Origin of the sequence: Synechococcus sp. Cruz-7E5 (genome assembly GCF_024345995.1) — a bacterium.
Taxonomy (GTDB): Bacteria; Cyanobacteriota; Cyanobacteriia; order PCC-6307; family Cyanobiaceae; genus Regnicoccus_A.
Genome location: NZ_JAGQCE010000004.1, coordinates 206,355 through 224,332, shown reverse-complemented (window position 1 = coordinate 224,332; position 17,978 = coordinate 206,355). Strand labels below are relative to the sequence as shown.

At 67.7% G+C, this 17,978-nt stretch carries 20 protein-coding genes and 1 tRNA gene; 15 read left to right on the top strand and 6 right to left on the bottom strand.

From position 1 onward, the window contains the following. Positions 1–145: 145 nt before the first annotated feature. Genes KBY77_RS07465 through KBY77_RS07455 form a run of 3 tightly spaced genes read left to right on the top strand, consistent with a single transcriptional unit; the run spans position 146 to position 2,170 of the window. Positions 146–994 carry a HEAT repeat domain-containing protein gene (locus KBY77_RS07465; RefSeq protein ID WP_255102899.1) on the top strand — a complete coding sequence of 283 codons (849 nt, stop codon included), beginning with the start codon at positions 146–148 and terminating at the stop codon, positions 992–994. A 7-nt stretch (positions 995–1,001) separates the two neighbouring features. Beyond that, the gene (locus KBY77_RS07460; RefSeq protein WP_255102898.1) at positions 1,002–1,670 is read left to right on the top strand and encodes a HEAT repeat domain-containing protein; all 669 of its coding nucleotides are present in this window, start codon (positions 1,002–1,004) and stop codon (positions 1,668–1,670) included. Then, positions 1,670–2,170 (top strand): low molecular weight protein-tyrosine-phosphatase, encoded by a 501-nt coding sequence (locus KBY77_RS07455; protein WP_255102897.1) that lies wholly within the window; start codon positions 1,670–1,672, stop codon positions 2,168–2,170. Before KBY77_RS07460 ends, KBY77_RS07455 begins: the two co-directional genes overlap by 1 nt. Before the next feature lie 42 nt (positions 2,171–2,212). Here the strand turns inward: KBY77_RS07455 and KBY77_RS07450 are convergent, their stop codons facing one another. Continuing rightward, positions 2,213–3,805, bottom strand: a complete 1,593-nt coding sequence (locus KBY77_RS07450) for a bifunctional pantoate--beta-alanine ligase/(d)CMP kinase (protein ID WP_255102896.1) — start codon at positions 3,803–3,805, stop codon at positions 2,213–2,215. 77 nt (positions 3,806–3,882) lie between these two features. Next, a complete protein-coding gene (locus KBY77_RS07445) occupies positions 3,883–4,440 on the bottom strand; it encodes a septal ring lytic transglycosylase RlpA family protein (RefSeq protein WP_255102895.1) in 558 nt (185 codons plus the stop codon). Between the two features lie 391 nt (positions 4,441–4,831). On the opposite strand from KBY77_RS07445, the gene purM reads away from it, so the two are divergent. Both purM and KBY77_RS07435 read left to right on the top strand, forming a co-directional pair. Beyond that, positions 4,832–5,866, top strand: a complete 1,035-nt coding sequence (gene purM, locus KBY77_RS07440) for a phosphoribosylformylglycinamidine cyclo-ligase (protein WP_255102894.1) — start codon at positions 4,832–4,834, stop codon at positions 5,864–5,866. 89 nt (positions 5,867–5,955) lie between these two features. After that, positions 5,956–6,651: a hypothetical protein gene (locus KBY77_RS07435; RefSeq protein WP_255102893.1), complete on the top strand. Its 696-nt coding sequence runs from the start codon at positions 5,956–5,958 to the stop codon at positions 6,649–6,651. 32 nt (positions 6,652–6,683) lie between these two features. Here the strand turns inward: KBY77_RS07435 and KBY77_RS07430 are convergent, their stop codons facing one another. Beyond that, positions 6,684–7,652, bottom strand: coding sequence for an aldo/keto reductase (locus KBY77_RS07430; protein ID WP_255102892.1), 969 nt, complete (start codon positions 7,650–7,652; stop codon positions 6,684–6,686). Between the two features lie 40 nt (positions 7,653–7,692). On the opposite strand from KBY77_RS07430, the gene KBY77_RS07425 reads away from it, so the two are divergent. After that, positions 7,693–7,869, top strand: coding sequence for a hypothetical protein (locus tag KBY77_RS07425; RefSeq protein WP_255102891.1), 177 nt, complete (start codon positions 7,693–7,695; stop codon positions 7,867–7,869). Between the two features lie 73 nt (positions 7,870–7,942). Next, positions 7,943–8,500: a hypothetical protein gene (locus tag KBY77_RS07420; protein ID WP_255102890.1), complete on the top strand. Its 558-nt coding sequence runs from the start codon at positions 7,943–7,945 to the stop codon at positions 8,498–8,500. A gap of 39 nt (positions 8,501–8,539) precedes the next feature. Here KBY77_RS07420 and KBY77_RS07415 read toward each other — a convergent pair. Further along, positions 8,540–8,610: transfer RNA gene (locus tag KBY77_RS07415), tRNA-Cys, on the bottom strand. Here KBY77_RS07415 and KBY77_RS07410 point away from each other — a divergent pair. Together KBY77_RS07410 and KBY77_RS07405 are read left to right on the top strand one after the other, a co-directional pair. Continuing rightward, positions 8,575–9,897: a lipid-A-disaccharide synthase-related protein gene (locus KBY77_RS07410; RefSeq protein ID WP_255102918.1), complete on the top strand. Its 1,323-nt coding sequence runs from the start codon at positions 8,575–8,577 to the stop codon at positions 9,895–9,897. The genes KBY77_RS07415 and KBY77_RS07410 overlap by 36 nt on opposite strands. 31 nt (positions 9,898–9,928) lie before the next feature. Next, positions 9,929–10,186, top strand: a complete 258-nt coding sequence (locus KBY77_RS07405; protein WP_094555073.1) for a hypothetical protein — start codon at positions 9,929–9,931, stop codon at positions 10,184–10,186. A 12-nt stretch (positions 10,187–10,198) separates the two neighbouring features. On the opposite strand, the gene KBY77_RS07400 is transcribed toward KBY77_RS07405, so the two are convergent. Continuing rightward, entirely contained in the window at positions 10,199–10,861 is a 663-nt protein-coding gene (locus KBY77_RS07400) for a ribonuclease D (protein ID WP_255102889.1), read from the bottom strand. 71 nt (positions 10,862–10,932) lie between these two features. Between KBY77_RS07400 and KBY77_RS07395 the strand changes: the two genes are divergently transcribed. Further along, the gene (locus KBY77_RS07395) at positions 10,933–11,499 is read left to right on the top strand and encodes a cofactor assembly of complex C subunit B (RefSeq protein WP_255102888.1); all 567 of its coding nucleotides are present in this window, start codon (positions 10,933–10,935) and stop codon (positions 11,497–11,499) included. A gap of 14 nt (positions 11,500–11,513) precedes the next feature. After that, positions 11,514–12,347 carry a dehydrogenase gene (locus tag KBY77_RS07390; RefSeq protein ID WP_255102887.1) on the top strand — a complete coding sequence of 278 codons (834 nt, stop codon included), beginning with the start codon at positions 11,514–11,516 and terminating at the stop codon, positions 12,345–12,347. 32 nt (positions 12,348–12,379) lie between these two features. On the opposite strand, the gene hemF is transcribed toward KBY77_RS07390, so the two are convergent. Beyond that, positions 12,380–13,465 (bottom strand): oxygen-dependent coproporphyrinogen oxidase, encoded by a 1,086-nt coding sequence (hemF, locus tag KBY77_RS07385; protein ID WP_255102886.1) that lies wholly within the window; start codon positions 13,463–13,465, stop codon positions 12,380–12,382. 133 nt (positions 13,466–13,598) lie between these two features. On the opposite strand from hemF, the gene KBY77_RS07380 reads away from it, so the two are divergent. The 4 genes from KBY77_RS07380 (at position 13,599) to KBY77_RS07365 (ending at position 17,918) form a co-directional block, all read left to right on the top strand. After that, positions 13,599–14,705 carry an Mrp/NBP35 family ATP-binding protein gene (locus KBY77_RS07380; RefSeq protein WP_255102885.1) on the top strand — a complete coding sequence of 369 codons (1,107 nt, stop codon included), beginning with the start codon at positions 13,599–13,601 and terminating at the stop codon, positions 14,703–14,705. Between the two features lie 5 nt (positions 14,706–14,710). Further along, on the top strand, positions 14,711–15,985 hold the full coding sequence (rodA, locus tag KBY77_RS07375; protein ID WP_255102884.1) for a rod shape-determining protein RodA: 1,275 nt from the start codon (positions 14,711–14,713) through the stop codon (positions 15,983–15,985). After that, complete coding sequence (locus KBY77_RS07370) at positions 15,937–17,370, top strand: sensor histidine kinase (RefSeq protein ID WP_399212431.1); 1,434 nt, start codon at positions 15,937–15,939, stop codon at positions 17,368–17,370. Before rodA ends, KBY77_RS07370 begins: the two co-directional genes overlap by 49 nt. A gap of 116 nt (positions 17,371–17,486) precedes the next feature. Further along, on the top strand, positions 17,487–17,918 hold the full coding sequence (locus KBY77_RS07365) for a photosystem I reaction center subunit II PsaD (RefSeq protein ID WP_255102883.1): 432 nt from the start codon (positions 17,487–17,489) through the stop codon (positions 17,916–17,918). The last annotated feature ends 60 nt before the right edge of the window (positions 17,919–17,978 follow it).

Sequence of the window (17,978 nt, the reverse complement as noted above, 5' to 3'; positions counted from 1 at the left end):
ATCGACTACGCCATCAACGCTCTCGTCTGATTTCCGCTAACGGTTATCAACAGCGTTGCTGACGACTAAGTCGCACGTCTCACACCTCAAGGAGGCCTTCTGGCCTCCTTTTTTTCGTTCTGCCCCCCACCCTGTCGCCACGGCCATGACCGCCGCCGCCGAGCCCATCGAACCGGCCCCCTACGCCGGAGCCCCGATCGACGAGGCCGAGGCGCTGCGGCGCCTGCGCCAGAACGAGGACCAATCGGCCCAGTACTACGCAGCCTGGTGGCTGGGGCGCATGCGCAGCCGCAATCCCGAAGCGATAACCCTGCTCTGCCAGGCCCTTGGCCAGCGGCAGCCACGCCAAGCTGAAGCGGGAGTTGAACACAATGCGGTGGCCCGTAACGCGGCGCGGGCCCTGGGCAAGCTGGGCCAAGCCGAGGCCATTCCCCACCTGCTGCAGGCCCTCGACGATCCGGACGATGGGCTTCGCGAAGCCGCAGCCCGCTCCCTGGGAGAGCTGCGTGCCATGGAGGCAGTGCCGGTTCTGTGCACCAGGCTTGCAAGCGGACCGGACGTGGCGGGTGCTCCCCAGCCGGCCAGCAGCCGTCTGCAGGAACCCTGCGAGGCGATGCTGGAGGCCCTCGGCGAAATAGGCCTGGCCGAACCCCGGCTGCTGGCCGTGATCGAGTCATTCGTGGCCCACGAGCGGCCTCTCATCCGCAGCGCCGCCTGCCGGGCGCTGTTGCAGCTCACCGACGACAGCCACTGGGGCCAGCAGTTGCTGGCTCTGCTGGAGCATCCCCAGTTGCAGGTGCGCCGCGCCGCCCTGATGGATCTGGGCGCCGCCGGCTGGCGCCCCGCGCTGGAGCCGATTCGCCGCACCCTGGCGGAAAACAGCCTCAAGCTGATGTCCCTGCGTGGGCTGGTGGAGAATCCGGCAGGCCCTCACGCCACCCGCCTTGACGATGAAACCATCGCCCTGCTGGCTGTGATGGACGAACTGCTCTGAACGCACCATGCTTTTCCCCAATCCCATGGCAGCCGAGCCCACCGAGCTGATCAGGGCCCTGCGTCAGGCCGACAGCCCCATGGGTCTGCTGCTGGCCACCCGGCAGCTCGCCGAGGCATGCCACCCCGGGGCAGCCCCGAGCCTGGTGGAGGTGCTGGGCTTCAACAATCCAGGCGCCGCCGTTGCGGCCGTCGACGGCCTGATAGCCCTGGGGGAGCAGGCGGTGGAGCCGTTGCTGGCCAATCTCGATGACCACAACTACGGCGCCAGGGCCTGGGCCGTGCGTGCCCTGGCCGGGATCGGCGATGTACGTGGCCTGGAGCTGCTGGAGAGCGCTCTGGCCTGCGATATCGGTCCGAGCGTGCGGCGAGCCGCGGCCCGTGGCCTGGGTCAACTCCGTCTCGATGCCCTCCCCCAGAGCGAGCAGACCCGCTTGAGACAGCGGTGCCTCGACGCCCTTCTGGCAGGTGGCGGCGATGGTGAATGGGTGGTCCGCTACGCCGTGGCGGTAGGACTGGAGCAACTGCTGCTCGGGATGGGCAGGGCAGAGCCGGGGCATCGCTCCGGACTGCAGGCCCTGCAGGAGCTGGCCGGCGAGCCCGGGGACGACACCCCGGTGGTGCGACTGCGGGCCGGACTGGCCCTGAGCCGCCTCACTGGCGGGGCGGGGTGCTGATGGAACGTTCCCGTCTGTTGTTCGTCTGCCTGGGCAATATCTGCCGCTCCCCCGCCGCAGAAGGGGTGTTTCTGCACCACCTGCAGCTGCAAGGTCTGGAACAGTCCTTCAGTGTCGATTCGGCCGGCACGGGCAACTGGCATGCCGGTCAGCCGGCCGATGCGCGCATGCGAGCCGCGGCTACCGGGCGCGGCATCCACCTGCCCAGCCGTGCCCGCCAGATCGTGGTAGCCGATCTTGATCAGTTCGTTCACATACTCACCATGGATGACGACAACCTGGCGGCGGTCCAGGCCATGACCCGGGGCCGTAGATCCAGGGCCCAGATCAGGCCGATCACCCAGCACTGCCGCTTGCACAGGGTCCGTGAGGTACCGGATCCTTACTACGGCGGCGCCGATGGCTTCGAGGAGGTGCTGGACCTGCTCGAGGATGCCTGCACGGGCCTGCTCGACGACCTGCTGGCCACCGGCACACCCTGGAAGCCATCGGAACAATGAGCCGACGGCAGGCTGGAAGCCCACAGGAGAAGGCGGCGACACTCAGGCTGCTGCGCCATTCTCCGGTGCTGGCCAGGCCTCCTCTGGTATGCGCTCCCTGAACAGATCCACCAGGGTCGTGATCACCTCCTCGATGGCCAAGCCATCGGTGATCAGCTCCACCGCATCCTCGGCCTGGAGCAGGGGGGCCACCTCCCGGGTGGAATCCTGACGGTCCCGCTCGGTGATCAGTGCCTCCAGCTCCGCCAGGGACGGCACGGCGAACCCCCGCTGCTCCAGATCCTGGGCCCTCCGACGGGCCCGCTCCGCCACCGTGGCGGTCAGGAACACCTTCAGATCCGCGTCGGGAAAGACGGCCGTGCCGATGTCGCGACCCTCCGCCACCAGCCGGCCACGGGCGCCCAGGGCCCGCTGCTGCTGGGTGAGCGCCTCGCGCACGCAACCGTGGGCCGCCACCTGGGACACCTGGGCGGTGACATCGGGATGGCGGATCGCCTGGGTCACGTCGTGGCCGTTGACGCGCACCTGCTGGTCGCCGCCGGCCTCCAGGTCGAGGCTGAGCTCCAGCCCCTGCAGCAGCGGCTCCACCTCCGCCGCCACAGCTGGATTGGCCCCATGGCGCAGTACCCACCAGGTCACAGCCCTGTACATGGCTCCGGTGTCGAGGTAGATGAGGCCGAGGCGACGGGCCAGGTCCCGGGTGACCGTGCTCTTGCCAGCCCCGGCGGGGCCATCGATGGCGACGATCGGAGGGCGGTTCATGAGTACGAGGTGATCGATCAGGCGGCTGGGGCCACAGCGGACGGCGGCAGCCAGCAGCAGCGGCCCCTGAGGCAGGGCGGAAGAATTCAGCGGGCGCAGCCGCCGGGCTTCCACCATCTCCACATACTCCACCGCCAGATCGGCCTGTTCCAGCTCGGCCTGAACCAACCGCTCCAGCCGGGCGGGATCACGCTCACCGCTCTGCCAGGCCCGCCGCCCAATGGCCAGGGCAGCGGGCAGACCGGCCGCCTGCTCTCGCTCAATCTTCGAGAGATAGCGGTTGCGGGAGCTGGCCGCCAGACCATCGCTCTCCCGCCAGGTGGCGCATCCCTGGACCCGCACTGGCAGGGCCAGATCCGCCACGATCCTCCGCAGAATCACGAGCTGCTGCCAGTCCTTTTCGCCGAGCAGCAGGCGATCAGGTTGCACCAGGGCCAGGAGCCTGGCCACCACCGTGGCGACCCCTTCGAAATGGCCCACTCGGGTGCGGGCACAGAGCCCCTGAAGCAGAGAGGGCGGAGGCAGGACCCGGGTCAGCTCGGCGTCGCCGCCGGGGAACAACTCCTCGACAGACGGAGCGAACAGGGCAGTGGCCCCTGCCGCGGCAGCGAGAGTGCCATCAGCAAGGGGATCACGCGGGTAGCGCTCGAAATCCTCCCCGGGGCCGAACTGGAGCGGATTGACGAACACGCTCACCAGCACCCGCGGCGGCGGCCCTGAGGAAGAGAAGGAGGCTGAAGCCCGCTCGATCAGGCTGCGGTGGCCCTGATGCAGTGCACCCATGGTGGGCACGAAGTGAAGGGGCGTGGCCCGCCTGCCAGCGGCGGGCCTGCACCAGCGCCGCAACTCATCACAGGTATGCAGCAACTGCATGGAAGCGACAGAGGAAAGCCCATCCGGCAGATTGCCGGATGGGCCACTCAAGGAGATGGGGTGAATGCCCTCAGGTCTTACTGAACCACTTCCAGACGGACCTGAGCGACGCCACTGGACACCAAGCCGAGGTTCTGGGCAGCTCCATGGGCCAGGTCGATGATGCGGTTGCCGTGGAAAGGACCGCGGTCGTTGATGCGCACAATCGCGCTGCGGCCATTCCAGAGGTTGGTGACCTTCACTTTCGTGCCGAAGGGGAGGGTGCGGTGAGCCGCCGTCATGGTGCCTGGGCGGAAAACCTCGCCGTTGGCTGTGCGGTTGCCGAAGAAACCAGGGCCGTACCAGCTGGCCTCACCGGTGCCGGCCAGCTTGAAGCGGCGAGGAGTGGGGGCCGGAGCAGTGGGAGCGGAAGGAGCATCCACGGCCGGAGTCCCACCGTCTTGCTGGCGAATGGCGACGGGTTGGGAAGGCTGAACCGGCGCCGAAGACTCTGGAGCAGGTGCAAGAGCGGCAGGTCTGGCCATGGCAATGCGTGAATCAGACTCCGTGCGGGCCGAATTGGCGAGCACAGGAACAGCAACTCCGCTACCAGAAAGCAGGAGGGCAAGGGCCCCCAGGGGGAAAGTGCGACGCATAACATTCGAAACCCACCACGAGTAGGCAACGGTCTTCGGATTGAAGGGTCGTTACTTGATGAATCGCGCTGACGATTGGAAAAGCTGAAAGCGCGAAATCAGTGGCGGAATCCCTGAAGAAAAATCACGACCTCGGAAACTTACAGGAACTCCGAGGAAGTGCGATGAGGAGTTTGGGCGCAGGAATTGATCAGAAATAGTCATCGACGCCGAAATCCCTGTCAGCAACAGTGCACAGAAGCGGCTGAAGCATCGATATTGATCAGCGAAGCCAATCAGAGCCATCAGCAGGGCTGATCAAATCTTGTGACAATCGGACAGGCGGCCCAGGCCGGACCGCTGGCATCGGAGGATCAACGGCTGTGAGGATCTGCCCAGCAGGAGCAACGCCATGGATTACCGCACGGCCGGAGTGGATGTGGCCGCCGGCAGGGCCTTTGTCGAGCGGATCCGCTCCAGTGTCGAGAGCACCCGCCGGCCAGAGGTGCTTGGTGGTCTGGGGGGATTCGGTGGGCTGTGCCGTCTGCCAGAGGGGTTGCGGCGCCCACTGCTCGTTGCCGGCAGCGACGGAGTGGGGACAAAGCTGGAGCTGGCCCAGGCCTACGGGCGTCACCACGCCGTGGGCATCGATCTGGTGGCGATGTGCGTCAACGACGTGATCACCAGTGGAGCCGAACCCCTTTTCTTCCTGGATTACATCGCCACCGGCAAGCTCGCGCCCGAGGCCATGGCCCTGGTTGTCGAAGGGATCGCCGACGGCTGCCGCCAGAGCGGCTGCGCCCTGCTGGGGGGCGAGACGGCGGAAATGCCGGGCTTCTATGGCCCTGGCCGCTACGACCTGGCCGGCTTCTGCGTGGCCGTGGTGGAGGAGGAGGAGCTGATCGATGGCCGGCAGGTGCAACCTGGAGACCGGATCCTGGCGGTGGCCAGCAGTGGGGTCCACAGCAATGGTTTCAGCCTGGTGAGGCGGGTTCTCGCGAATAGCGGCACCACAGAGAGCACCCGACTGGGGGGCGAGGACCGGCGGGTGATCGAGGCGCTGCTGGAGCCCACCCGTCTCTACGGCTCCCTGGTGAAGGCACTGCTCCAGCACGCTGTTCCCCTACATGCGATGGCCCATATCACCGGCGGTGGATTGCCAGAAAACCTGCCACGATGCCTGCCGGAAGGAACCCACAGCCGGATCGAGGCCAACAGCTGGGAGCGGCCAGCACTGTTCCGCTGGCTGCAAGACGAAGGCGAGGTGCCGGAAGCCGATCTGTGGAACACGTTCAACCTGGGGGTCGGCTTCTGCCTGGTGGTGCCGGAGCCTGCCGTCTCCCGGGCCCTGGAGGTGTGCACGCTGCTGGGACATCAGGCCTGGCCCCTTGGGGTGGTGGAGGCCGGAGCCCCCGGCGCGGAGTCCCTGGTGGGTTTGCCGTACTGAACGCCCCTTCCCCGCTGCTGGCAGATTGCAACAGGTTTCGCCGACCTTGATCGCTGGCGGCGCATCCGGTAATTCATACGTCCTTAACCATGCACAGCTCCAGTACTCGCATCACCCGACGGCGCAGCTCAGCGGGTCCCGAGCCGACGGCACCACCGCGGCGGCTGAGCACTCCTCCCCAGGGACGAAGCGTGAGTCGGCCCACTTATCTCACCCTGCGCGACCACGGCAAGGTGTTCGTGGCCGACCTGCCCCGTCTCTCCGAGGGACAGCTCTCGCGTGTGGCCTCGGAAGCTCAGGAGGTGCTGGAAAGTCTCAACAGGCGCCTGGAAGAGCTGGAACAGCTGCCCAGTCTCCAGCCAGCTGAGCAGGAGACCCAGATCAGGGCCAGTACCAAGAGGGGCGTCACCGAGCGCTTCCTGCATGCCATTGAGGACGAGCAGAACGAGCGCCGCAACAACCCGGCCCTGCGCGCTGCGGCAGGGGAGTCGCTGGCGAGAGCCTTCCTGGAAATCTCCCGCCACCGCCTGCCCGGGGCCACGTTCGATTCCCTGCTGCAGGAGGCTCTCAGCGCCTGCGACGAGCACAAGCCTGAAGTGGACAGCGGCGACACGACTTCCGGATCAAGCTCCGGGACAGGCTCCAGTCCGGGAGTGAAAACCAGGACCACTGCAGCCCTGAGTGGTGCAACCGCAGAGGTGGTGAGAATCCCCAGGCCTGGCGCCCTTCCGGTGGTGCTCTCCCCCGACCCCACCAGCACCTCTGCAGCGACGGAATCTGCCTGAACCTCCATCCCGTCTGAGTCTTCAGTGGCTGTTCAATCACTGAGGAAGGGGTTGGCCGGCATCCGCACAGGCAGGGCCAGAGCCTGCCGATCAAGGGCGAGGCGTTCCTGCCCGTCCATCTGCCAGGCCAGTGCCGCCGCAGCCGCTTCAGCCTGCTCGGGAGTCCGCAGGCCAGGGATCGGCATGGCTCCGTGGGCCCTGCACCAGTTCAGGGCCACCTCAGACACCCTGGCGCCGTGCTCAGCCGCGATGTCCCGCATCAGGGCCAGCAGCGGCTCGATCCTCGGCCGAAGCCGCCGGAACAGCAGCCCCCGGGGGCCCTTGAGTGCGCCTGGCCCGGCGCCGGGCCGGTCACACAACAGACCCAGGGCCAGGGGGCTGTAAGCGATCAGATCCACCCCCAACTCCCGGCAACAGGCCACCAGCTCCCCGCCGGTCACCGCCTCAGGGGCCAGGAGTGACACCTGAACCTGAAGGCTGACCAGGCGCACCCCCCGCTCGGCCAGCCTCCGCTGCACCTCCCGCAGACGCCGGGGTCCCATGTTCGAGACCCCCAGGCTCTCCACCTCACCCGCGATCACGCGATCCGCCAGCCCCTCCAGCAGTGGCCACTCCTGCCAGGGGGCGTAGCGGGCGGTGCTCCAGTGCAGCTGCACCCGGTCGAGTCGGCCGCCCAGCCGCTGGCGGGAGGCCTGGAGAGCTCGGTCGTAGCCCCGGCGGCCCAGGCGCCAGGGGAAGGGGGCCAGCTTGGTGGCCACACACAGATCGTTGCGCAGCTGGGGGGGCAGGGCCTGGAGGAACCCACCCAGCAACTGCTCACTGCGACCGGTGAAGCGGCCGGTGCCATAGGAGTCGGCAGTATCGAAGAAGTGAAGCCCCAGTGCAACCGCCCGTTTGAACGTGGCCTCCAGGGCGAGGTCATGGAGATCGGGCCGATAGCCCCAGAGGAACTGATTGCCCCAGGCCCAGGTGCCCACGCCGATCGAAACGGACTGCGCCATGGGGTCTCCGGGCTGCAAGCGACCTCGCCATGATCGGAGCATGACGTCTCCACCCACCCAGAGCCCGTGGGCACCGCCTGTGCCGCGGTCAGCAGCAGTGGCGCAGCAGGCCCAGCAGCTGCAGCCAAGCGAACCGGTGCTGTGCAACCACTGCGGCCGCACTGCCACTAATGGCATCCGCTGCGAGGGCTACTGCGTGGCCGATTCGGAGTACTGAGGTCCACTTCCTTCGCCCGTGCGCTACTGGGGCCAGGTGGTTCCACAATGGAATTCCTGAGCGTGGGTTCCCCTTGTCCGTCGGCACCACTCCCAACCCATCCAAAAGCCTCTTCTGTGTGGGGCCAGGCATTCGCCCCGCAGGCCTGCTGCTGGCTGGGGCTCTGGTCAGTCTGCTGATCCCCGGACCAGTCCTGCGGGCGGGTGAACAGCAGCCCACCGACTTCGGGCGGGTGCAACGCGCCACCCGCAGCTGCGAGCGCAACCTGGCCGCGGCCAGCCCTGGCCCGTGCTCGGAGTTGCGCTTCGAGCAGAACCAGCAGGGACTGCTGAACATCCGCTTTGTTGGCAGCGGCAGCGGCGAGATCGCCACCAACCTCGTCACCTTCGTGGGGGTGGTCAAGCAGGGCGGCGCAGGAATGAGCTGCCGCGAAGGACGCTGCCGCCTGGAGGGCCCCCTCAGCACCGAGATCACCAGCGTGAGTGAACTGGGCTTCGACCAGCGGGGGCTGCCCACCAGCCTGCCCAGCGCCTGGCCCGCCGATGGCACCTGCACGGTTGAGAAGCACGACGTGCGCTGCGAAGCCAGAGCCCTCTCAGGCGAGCGTTGGACGGCCACAGCCGAGCTGTGAACGAGCCCACCGGCAGCCCACCGGCAGTAGGGAAATCAGAGGCGGCACCCAGATTCGAACTGGGGGTAAAGGATTTGCAATCCTCTGCCTTACCACTTGGCCATGCCGCCATTTCGGGGGCGAACCCCCTTGCTGCGGATCGTATCAGCCGTCCACGGCAGCCCTGGCTGCTGCTGCTCAGCAATGGCCATGGGGAAGATCTGATCGGTCTGCGCATCCTGCTGGCGCTGCACCAACGGCGCCCGGAATTGCAGCTGCGTGTCCTGCCGCTGGTGGGGGAGGGTGAGACCTTCCGGGAGGCGGAACAGGAAGGCTGGCTGCGGCGGGTAGGCCCCCGCCAGCCGCTGCCCAGCGGGGGCTTCAGCAACCAGAGCCTCTCCGCGCTTTTGCGCGACCTGGGGGCGGGGCTACCTGGCCTCAGCTGGCGTCAGTGGCAACTCGTGCGCCGCTGGGGTGCCAGTGGCGAGCCGATCCTGGCGGTGGGGGATCTGCTGCCCCTGCTGCTGGCCTGGGCCAGCGGCGCGCCCTACGGCTTCCTGGGCACACCCAAAAGCGATTACACCTGGAGGAGCGGACCCGGCAGCAACCCCTTCGCCGACCGGTACCACCGCTGCAAAGGCAGCGAATGGGATCCGTGGGAGTGGGCCCTGATGGCGGATCACCGCGCCCGGCTGGTGGCGGTGCGCGATGGCCTGACAGCCCGGGGGCTGAGGCGCAGGGGGGTGGCGGCGCTGGCGCCACGCAACCCGATGATGGATCAGCTCGATCGGTTGCCCCCGCCCGAGCCACTCAGGCAGCGAAGACGAATCGTGCTGCTCTGCGGTAGCCGTCTGCCGGAAGCCCTCGCCAACGCCAGGCTGCTGCTGGCAAGCCTGGCCTGCCTGCCTGCACGAGAGCCGCAGGTGGTGCTCTGCCCCACCGGCTCCCGCCCCAGCCGCCAGGATCTGGAGCCGATCCTGGCGGCCCATGGCTACCGCGAGGTTGCCCTGCCGCAGGGTTGCGGCGGCGCGGCGGCCTGGCAACTCCAGCAGCGGCTGCTGCTGCTGGGGCCGGGCTGCTTCGAGCGCTGGGCCGGCTGGGGGGAGGTGGGCCTGGCCACCGCCGGCACCGCCACCGAACAACTGGTGGGGCTTGGGGTGCCAGTGCTCTCGCTGCCAGGGCCGGGTCCGCAGTTCAAGCTCGGTTTCGCGCGGCGGCAAAGCCGACTGCTGGGGGGGGCGGTGCGGCCCTGCGGATCAGCGCAGGAGCTGGCCGTCGAACTGGAGCAGCTGCTTGGGGATGCCCAGCTGCGCCAGCACCTAGGCGCCATCGGCAGGCGGCGGATGGGGGACGCGGGAGGCAGCGAGCGGCTGGCAGCCCTGGTGGACCGGCAGCTGCTGGCCCAGCCCCAGGGATGATGGGATCTCACCTCACCCAGGCGCGCCCCCGATGCCAGCACCGATCGACCGGGCCTACGCCACCGTCACCGGTCAGCTGGCCACCCTGCTGGGAGTGAGCATCGCCGCGGCCCGGCGCCGGGTCGACCAGCAGGCTGCCCGGGAAGGAACCCGCTCGCCGGACGAGCGCATCACCATTGCCGAGCGCATGATCCAGGAGGCCCAGGGAGGGGCCAGGGCCCAGGGTCAACTGCTGGATGCGCTTCTGGTCGCCGAAGACGACGAAAGCGGCTTCATGGTCGAGGACTGAGCTCCGGATCCCTCAGCGGGACTGGGAGGCATGCTCGAACACCGAGCCGAAGCGGCTGCGGTCGAGCTCGGCGAAAACCGGCAGGCACTCGAAGCAACGGCGGGCCAGATCGAGGCGTTCCTCCCGTTCAAGGATGGCGGCCAAGGCGTGGCGAGCGGCCAGCAGATAGCGCACGTCGTTGGCGGCATACACCAGCTGGGCTTCGCCGAGGTCCTCGACCCGGCCCCAGTCGCTGCTCTGCGACTGCTTGTCGAGTTCCACCCCCACCAACTCCTGCACCACCTCCTTGAGCCCGTGGCGGGAGCTGTAGGTGCGGGCCAGGCGGCTGGCCACCTTGGTGCAGAAAACCGGCGCCACGGTGATGCCGAGGCCTTCCCCCAGGGCTGCCAGATCGAAGCGGGCGAAGTGGAACACCTTCTCGATCGTCTGACTCTCCATCAGCTCGCACAGACGCGGCGCCTGCTGCTGGCCCCTGGCAATGCGGATGCAGCAGACGTTGTCGAGGTGGTCGGCGATCTGGACCAGGCAGAGGCGGTCGCGGCCATGGACCAGCCCCATCGCCTCGGTGTCGACCGCAAGGGCCGGAGCCTGGGCCAGCAGGCTGAGCCATTCGGCGTCGAGATCCCCCTCGAAGACCGCAAAGCGATGGGGGGTTGAGTCAAGGACCGAGGGCATGAGCGCGGGAGCAACCAACGCCATCGTGCCGAAAGGGGGAGAATGGGTTGCTTCCGCCCTGGATCGCCCGCGTGCCATCGCCCCTGTCCCCCGCCCTGGGCTCAACCCTGCTGCTCACTCTGCTGCTGGCCATCGGCCTGGTTTTCTTCCTGCGGGCGGCCAGCAAGGACCGCACCACGGTGGTGGATGTGCAGTCGCCGCGGCCGGCCCTGGAAGTCTTGGACGGACTCAGCCAGTGGCTGAGGCAGCGGGGCTGGCAGGCGGAAGCAGGGGATCCCGAACGACGGGTGCTGCGCTTCCGCGGCCAGGTGGGAGCCAGCGGCACCCTGGCACTGCTGCTCTCCCTGCTGGGAACGGTCGGCGCGGCCTGCCTGGGCCTGGTGCTGCGCCAGCTGCTGCCGGTGCTGGGCTGGTGGCCGCTGCTGCTCGCCCTGCTCGGTCCACTTGCGGGGCTGATCTACCGGCGGAGAGCCGCTCGCCAGGAACTGGTGGAACTGCGCCTGATCAGCGACGATGACGCTCCCCTCAGCCAGCTGCGACTGCGGGCACACCGCGACGAGCTGATTGCCCTGGAACTTGAGCTGGGGCCCCTGCTGCAACTGGCCAGTGACGGCACCCTGCTGAGTTCCCCCATCTGAACAACCTTAGGAAGATGCGTCAGCTTCACCCGGCCCATACCTCACGCCGCCGCTGGGCACGCCCAAGCCCCCCCAGATGGGCCCTGCTTGCCCTGGCCCTGGTGCTGGTCCTGGGCAGCGCCGCCAAAGCGCCGGCCATGTTCTCCATCGATCCGCTCACCGGCCCGCGCGCGCCACTGAACAAGGACTGGATCGGCCGTAGGTCGCTGGCAGCCGGAACCCCGATTCTGGTGATGGCCGGTCACGCCGATTCCCAGGGCATGGCCGGCGCCGGCACCAGCGGTGAAGCGGTGGATCGCTTCGGAGCCCAGCCGATGGTGGCCGGCATCCGCGATGAGCTCTACTGGAACTGGCTCACCGCCGAGCGGGTCGTGGCCCTGGGACGCCAGCGCGGCCTGCCGATCAGCCTCTACATACCGCCGGAGCGCAGCATCGCCGATGGCGAAGATCCCCGCACCAACTGGAGCGTGGGCAAGGAGCACGTGCGCCGGGGGGGCTACGCCATGGAGATTCACTACGACGCCTATGGACCCGACGGCTTTGGCTCAGGACTGATTCCGCCAATGCACCAGGTCCCCAGCCTGCTCGACGAAAGCCTGGCCGCCGCCTTCGGGGCCTTCCCCTTCCAGTTCCGGGGCGGACTGGGCGCGCCGCGCCGGGGTATCGCGATCCTCGAGATCGGCAAGCTGGAGAGTCCGCTGGAGACGGCGCTGAGAGATCCCAGCAGCCGGGATGCAGCGCTCAACGCGATCGCCGAGCGGGTGGTTCTGGCCCTGGAGCAAGGTCTCAGCCCCCGCTCCAGAAACCTGCCGACCACTTCCTTGGCCAATCCGGCAACCCCCCCCTGAGCAAATAAGGCCCCAGAGTGAGGGGGCAGGGTTCAGTCGTAAGCACCCCGGGCCCGGCAGAGCTCTTCCAGCGCAGCATCACCGAACCAGTCCTGGGGCTTGGTGAACACCTCGGTGACCAGAGCTTCACGACTGCCAGGCTCGGGGCCGTAGCCGTATTCCCAGCGCACAAGCGGTGGCAGCGACATCAGGATTGATTCCGTGCGTCCGTTGGTCTGCAGGCCGAAAATCGTGCCGCGATCGAACACCAGGTTGAACTCCACGTAGCGGCCACGGCGGTAGAGCTGGAATTGGCGCTCCCGCTCCCCGTAGGCGGTGCCATGGCGCTTCTCCACGATCGGCACGTAGCTGGGCAGGAAGGCGTTACCGCAGGCACTCGCCAGCTGGAACAGCTGCTCCCAGCTGCGGGGCGCCGCGCCTGTGGCAGCCGCCACGGCCGCTGCCGGGCCGCTGGGGTCCTGACCTTTGTACAGCACTCCGGAGGGATCCTGGTAGTCGTAGAAGATGCCTCCCACCCCCCTGGTTTCGCCGCGATGCTTCAGGAAGAAGTATTCATCGCACCAGGGCTTGAACACCGGATACAGCGTCGGGTCGACGCTGTCACAGCCTGCCTTGAGGATGCGGTGGAAGTGACGGGCATCCGCCAGGAAGGGGTAGTAGGGGGTGAGGTCGGCGCCACCGCCGAACCACCAGACCGGACCCGCCTCGAAGTAGCGGTAGTTGAGGTGCACCGTGGGCACATAGGGATTGCGGGGGTGGAGCACCATCGATGTGCCGGTGGCGAACCAGCGCTGGCCGGCGGCCTCTGGCCGCTGACTGAGGATTGATGGGGGCAGCTGATCGCCCTCGACCTCGGAAAAATTCACCCCGCCCTGCTCGAAGATCCGGCCGGCCTTCATCACCCGCGAGCGGCCGCCGCCGCCCTCCGGCCGCTCCCAGCTCTCCTCCTGGAACACCCCTTCGCCATCGAGGGCCTGCAGACCGGCACAGATGCTGTCCTGGAGGCCCATCAGCAGGGCGCGAGCACGGGCACGGGAGTCGACAGGCGGACACTCATGCGGTTGAGGCCCTACCTGGCCCTTCTCCCCATCGGCCACGCCCGTCTGTCCCTGCTCCACCACTGACGATCACGCCCCGCCGGACGTCCGAAACCCCTCCACCATTCCAGCCCGTCGAGCCGCTGCACAACCCTTCGAGAGCCTCTGTCATGGGGGCGGCCCCTAGGATCGACCCCAATGACGGCTCCTCTGGATGGCCACCGCTGAACAGGCTCTCGCCGCCCTTGAGCCCCTCTGCGACGCCGGCACCGGCCGCAGTCTGCTCGAAATGGGCTGGATTCAGCAGGTGCGTCCCCAGGGCAGCCGCGTGGTCTTCAGCCTGGCCTTGCCGGGGTACGCCACCAGCCAGCGGGAGCGAATCGCCGCCGAAGCCCGCGCGGCGCTGATGGCCCTTGAAAGCATCGATGAGGTACAGATCGAGCTGGCTCAGCCCAGCGGTGGAGGGCGGCCCGAGGGATCACCGATCGGCGGCGCGGGCCACGGCCCCGGAGGCGGCGGCAACCTGCCCGAGCGCCAGGGCATCCCAGGCGTGGGCCGGATCATCGCCGTCAGCAGCGGCAAGGGCGGCGTGGGCAAGAGCACCGTGGCGGTGAACCTGGCCTGTGCCCTGGCCCAGAGCGGACTGCGGGTCGGCCTGCTGGATGCCGACATCTACGGCCCTAACGCCCCGACCATGCTGGGTGTGGCCGACCGCACCCCGGAGGTGCGCGGCAACGGCAACGAGCAGGTACTGGTGCCGATCGAGACCTGCGGCATCGGCATGGTTTCGATGGGGCTGCTCATCCAGGAGAACCAACCGGTGGTGTGGCGGGGACCGATGCTCAATGGCATCATCCGCCAGTTCCTGTACCAGGCCGACTGGGGTGAACGCGACGTGCTGGTGGTGGACCTGCCGCCCGGCACCGGCGATGCCCAGCTCACCCTGGCCCAGGCGGTGCCGATGGCCGGCGTGGTCATCGTGACCACACCCCAGCGGGTCTCGCTGCAGGACGCCCGCCGCGGCCTGGCGATGTTCCTGCAGATGGGGGTACCCGTGCTCGGCGTTGTCGAAAACATGAGCGTCTTCATCCCCCCCGACCGGCCCGAAGCCAGTTACGCCATCTTCGGCAGTGGCGGCGGGGCCACCCTGGCCGCCGAAGCTGACGTGCCCCTGCTGGCCGAGCTGCCTCTGGAGATGGCGGTGGTGGATGGGGGAGACAGTGGTCAGCCGGTGGTGATCGCCAGACCCGAGTCGGCCACAGCCCGCGCCTTCCAGGCCCTGGCGCAGCGGATCGCGAGCCTCAGTCTGGCCGCAGCCTGATCAAGATGGCCTTGCTGGGCACCCGGCGCAGCATGTTCTCGGCGGCGCGGCCAGCCCGTCGGCGGCCCCTTGAGGGGGTGGATCTGGTGCTGTGGGGCATTCCCCTGGCCATGGTGGCTGTAGCCGGCATCCTGATCGCCAGCACCCAGCGCCAGGCCCCCTATGCGGTCTGGTACCAGCACTGGATCATTGCGGCTGTGGGGATGGGCATCGCCCTGGTCTTGGCCCGGATTCCCCTGGAGCGCTACCAGCCGTTCCGCTGGCTGATCTACGGGGCCATGGTGGCCAGCCTTGTGGCTGTGCGCGTGGTGGGGGTCAGTGCCCTCGGAGCCCAGAGCTGGATCAACATCGCCGGCTTCCACGTGCAGCCTTCGGAGTTCGCCAAGGTGGCGGCGATCCTGCTGCTGGCCGGTGTGCTCGCGCGGTATCCGGTGGAGCGACCGGTGGACCTGATCAGGCCCCTGGCCATGATCAGCTTGCCCTGGCTGCTGGTGTTCGTGCAGCCGGATCTGGGCACCTCGCTTGTGTTCGGTGCAGTGCTGCTGGTGATGATGTTCTGGTCGGGGATGCCAGGCGCCTGGCTGCTGCTGCTGCTCTCGCCGCTGTTCACCGCGATTCTGGCGGGCACCATTCCCTGGGCCCTGGTGGCCTGGGTTCCGGCCATGGGGGTGCTCGCCTGGCGCTCCCTGCCCTGGAAGGCCCTGGCCGCTGCCCTCAGCCTGACGATTCAGGGGTTGTTCGCCCTCGGCACCCCCTGGCTCTGGGCCCATGGTCTGAAAGAGCACCAGCGGGCCAGGCTCACCATGTTTCTCGATCCTTCCCAGGATCCGCTCGGCGGGGGGTATCACCTGCTGCAGAGCACGGTGGGAATCGGTTCAGGAGGGCTCTGGGGCACCGGGCTGATGCAGGGCCACCTCACCCTGTTGCGCTTCATCCCAGAGCAGCACACCGATTTCATCTTCAGCGCACTGGGGGAGGAAACCGGCTTCATCGGCTCCACCCTGGTCGTGGTGGGCTTCGTTCTGCTGATGTGGCGTCTGCTCCAGATCGCCGGGCGGGCCCGCAGCGATTACGAATCCCTGGTGGTGGTGGGGATCGGCGTGATGCTGATGTTTCAGGTGGTGGTGAACATCAACATGACCATCGGGCTGGGCCCGATCACCGGCATTCCCCTGCCCTGGCTGAGCTACGGCCGCTCGGCGATGCTCGTGAATTTCATCGCGCTGGGGCTTTGCGCCTCGGTGTCTCGCCACGGCCGCCCGCCCCAGCGGCGATGGTGAGCCTGGCCGACGTGCGGGCAAGGCTGGCCCAGGGGGTCCCAGCTGGCCGCTGCGACGAAGACTCCGTGAGACGGCAGTGGTGGGGGGCGCTGGCCACACTCCAGGATGATTTCCTGCCGCCACTGCAACCGCTGCGGGGGATCTGGCTGGCCTCGCCGCTGCCGGCGCTTTACGAGCCAGAGCTGCTGAAACCATTGCAAGGCTGGGTCTGGGCACCGCCGCAGATCACCGGCGACCTCAGCCCCTCGGGTCCCCTGCTGCCAGGAGTGGGCTCAGCCAGGACAAGCGATTCCACTGGAGCGGCCAGCCCCTACGAACGCCTGGCCCTTGAGTCCGAAGACGGCACCGACCCCCTGCTGGTCCTGATCACGCCCAAGCTGCAGCTGGCCATGGCCCTGGAGGGCAGTCCACAGCAGCGGCAGCTGGTGCTGCGCTTCGATCCCACCACTCTCTCGGAAACCCTGGCTCTGGTGGACGAGCGACTGCGCACCACGGCCCCCCAGGCCGCCCTGCGCTTGCGCCAGGCCCTGCATGCGCTCGGTCCACTGCGCAGCGAGGAGAACATGGCGCTGCGATTCTGGCCGAGGCTGGCGGAACGGCTTGCGGCGATGGCGCCGAGCCTGACCCTGCAGCCACTGGTCCACGGCCGTGAGGACGACCGGTCGGAGAGCAGCGGCGAACTGGCTCTGCTCGAGGCCCTCACCCACGAGGTGCGCACTCCCCTGGCCACGATCCGCACCCTGATCCGCTCGTTACTGCGGCGCGTTGACCTCCCAGCGGTGGTGCGTCAGCGGCTGGAGCAGATTGATGGGGAGTGCAGCGAACAGATCGACCGTTTCGGTCTGATCTTCCATGCGGCCGAACTGCAGCGGCAGCCGCGGCCCCGCCAGACCCTGGCCCGCACCGACCTGGCCAAGCTGCTCCAGGGCTTTGAGGAGCTCTGGCAACGGCAGCTGGAACGCCGTGGTCTGAAGCTGAAGCTGGAGATCAGCTCTCAGCTGCCGCCGGTACTGAGCGACCCGAACAGGCTGGAGACGATGCTGGGTGGCCTGGTGGATCGCTTCAGCCGCAGCCTGCCATCGGGCAGCACGGTGCTGATCCGGCTGCTGCCGGCAGGTTCACGCCTGAAGCTGCAACTGCGCTGCGCCGAGCTGCCCGGAGGCGAAGCAGCGCTTCCCAGCACCCCTGAGGAAGACGCTGCCGCAGATGTGGGCCCCGTGCTGCGCTGGAATCCGCTAACGGGCAGCCTGCAGCTGAGCCGTCAGGCCACCCAGCGCCTGTTCCACAGCCTGGGTGGACGTTTCACGGAACGGGCCGGGCAAGGACTGACCGTATTCTTTCCCGTGGCAGGCCACGCAACCGACTCCGACACGGACGTTTGTTGACTGGTGTGAAGAGAGCTGCTCCCCTGGGAAGACCCCCCAGATTGCAGTGCTAACTTCCAGCCGACATGGTCCGCCGACTCACTGATGGGTCCGCCGACTCACCATCCCCAACAGCCATGACAGCAACGGCGCTGAGCGGTCAACTTCCCAAGTCCATCGGCAGCACGGGCGGTCTGCTCAACTCCGCCGAAACCGAGGAGAAGTACGCCATCACCTGGACCAGTGCCAAGGATCAGGTGTTCGAGCTTCCCACCGGTGGAGCTGCAGAGATGAATCAAGGTGAGAACATCATGTACTTCTCCCGCAAGGAGCAGTGCCTGGCCCTCGGCACCCAACTGCGCACCAAGTTCAAGCCTCGTATCGAGGATTACAAGATCTACCGCATCTTCCCCGGTGGCGACACTGAATACCTGCACCCGAAAGATGGTGTATTCCCCGAGAAAGTGAACGAAGGCCGCCCGATAGTGGGCCATAACCCCCGCAGCATCGGCCAGAACCCCGATCCTTCAACCCTCAAGTTCTCCGGACGCAACACCTTCGATTCCTGAGTTCAGCTCCTGGGTTCCACCTGGGGCAAGCCTGGAGTTTTCTGCGGGAATCGGCTCCAG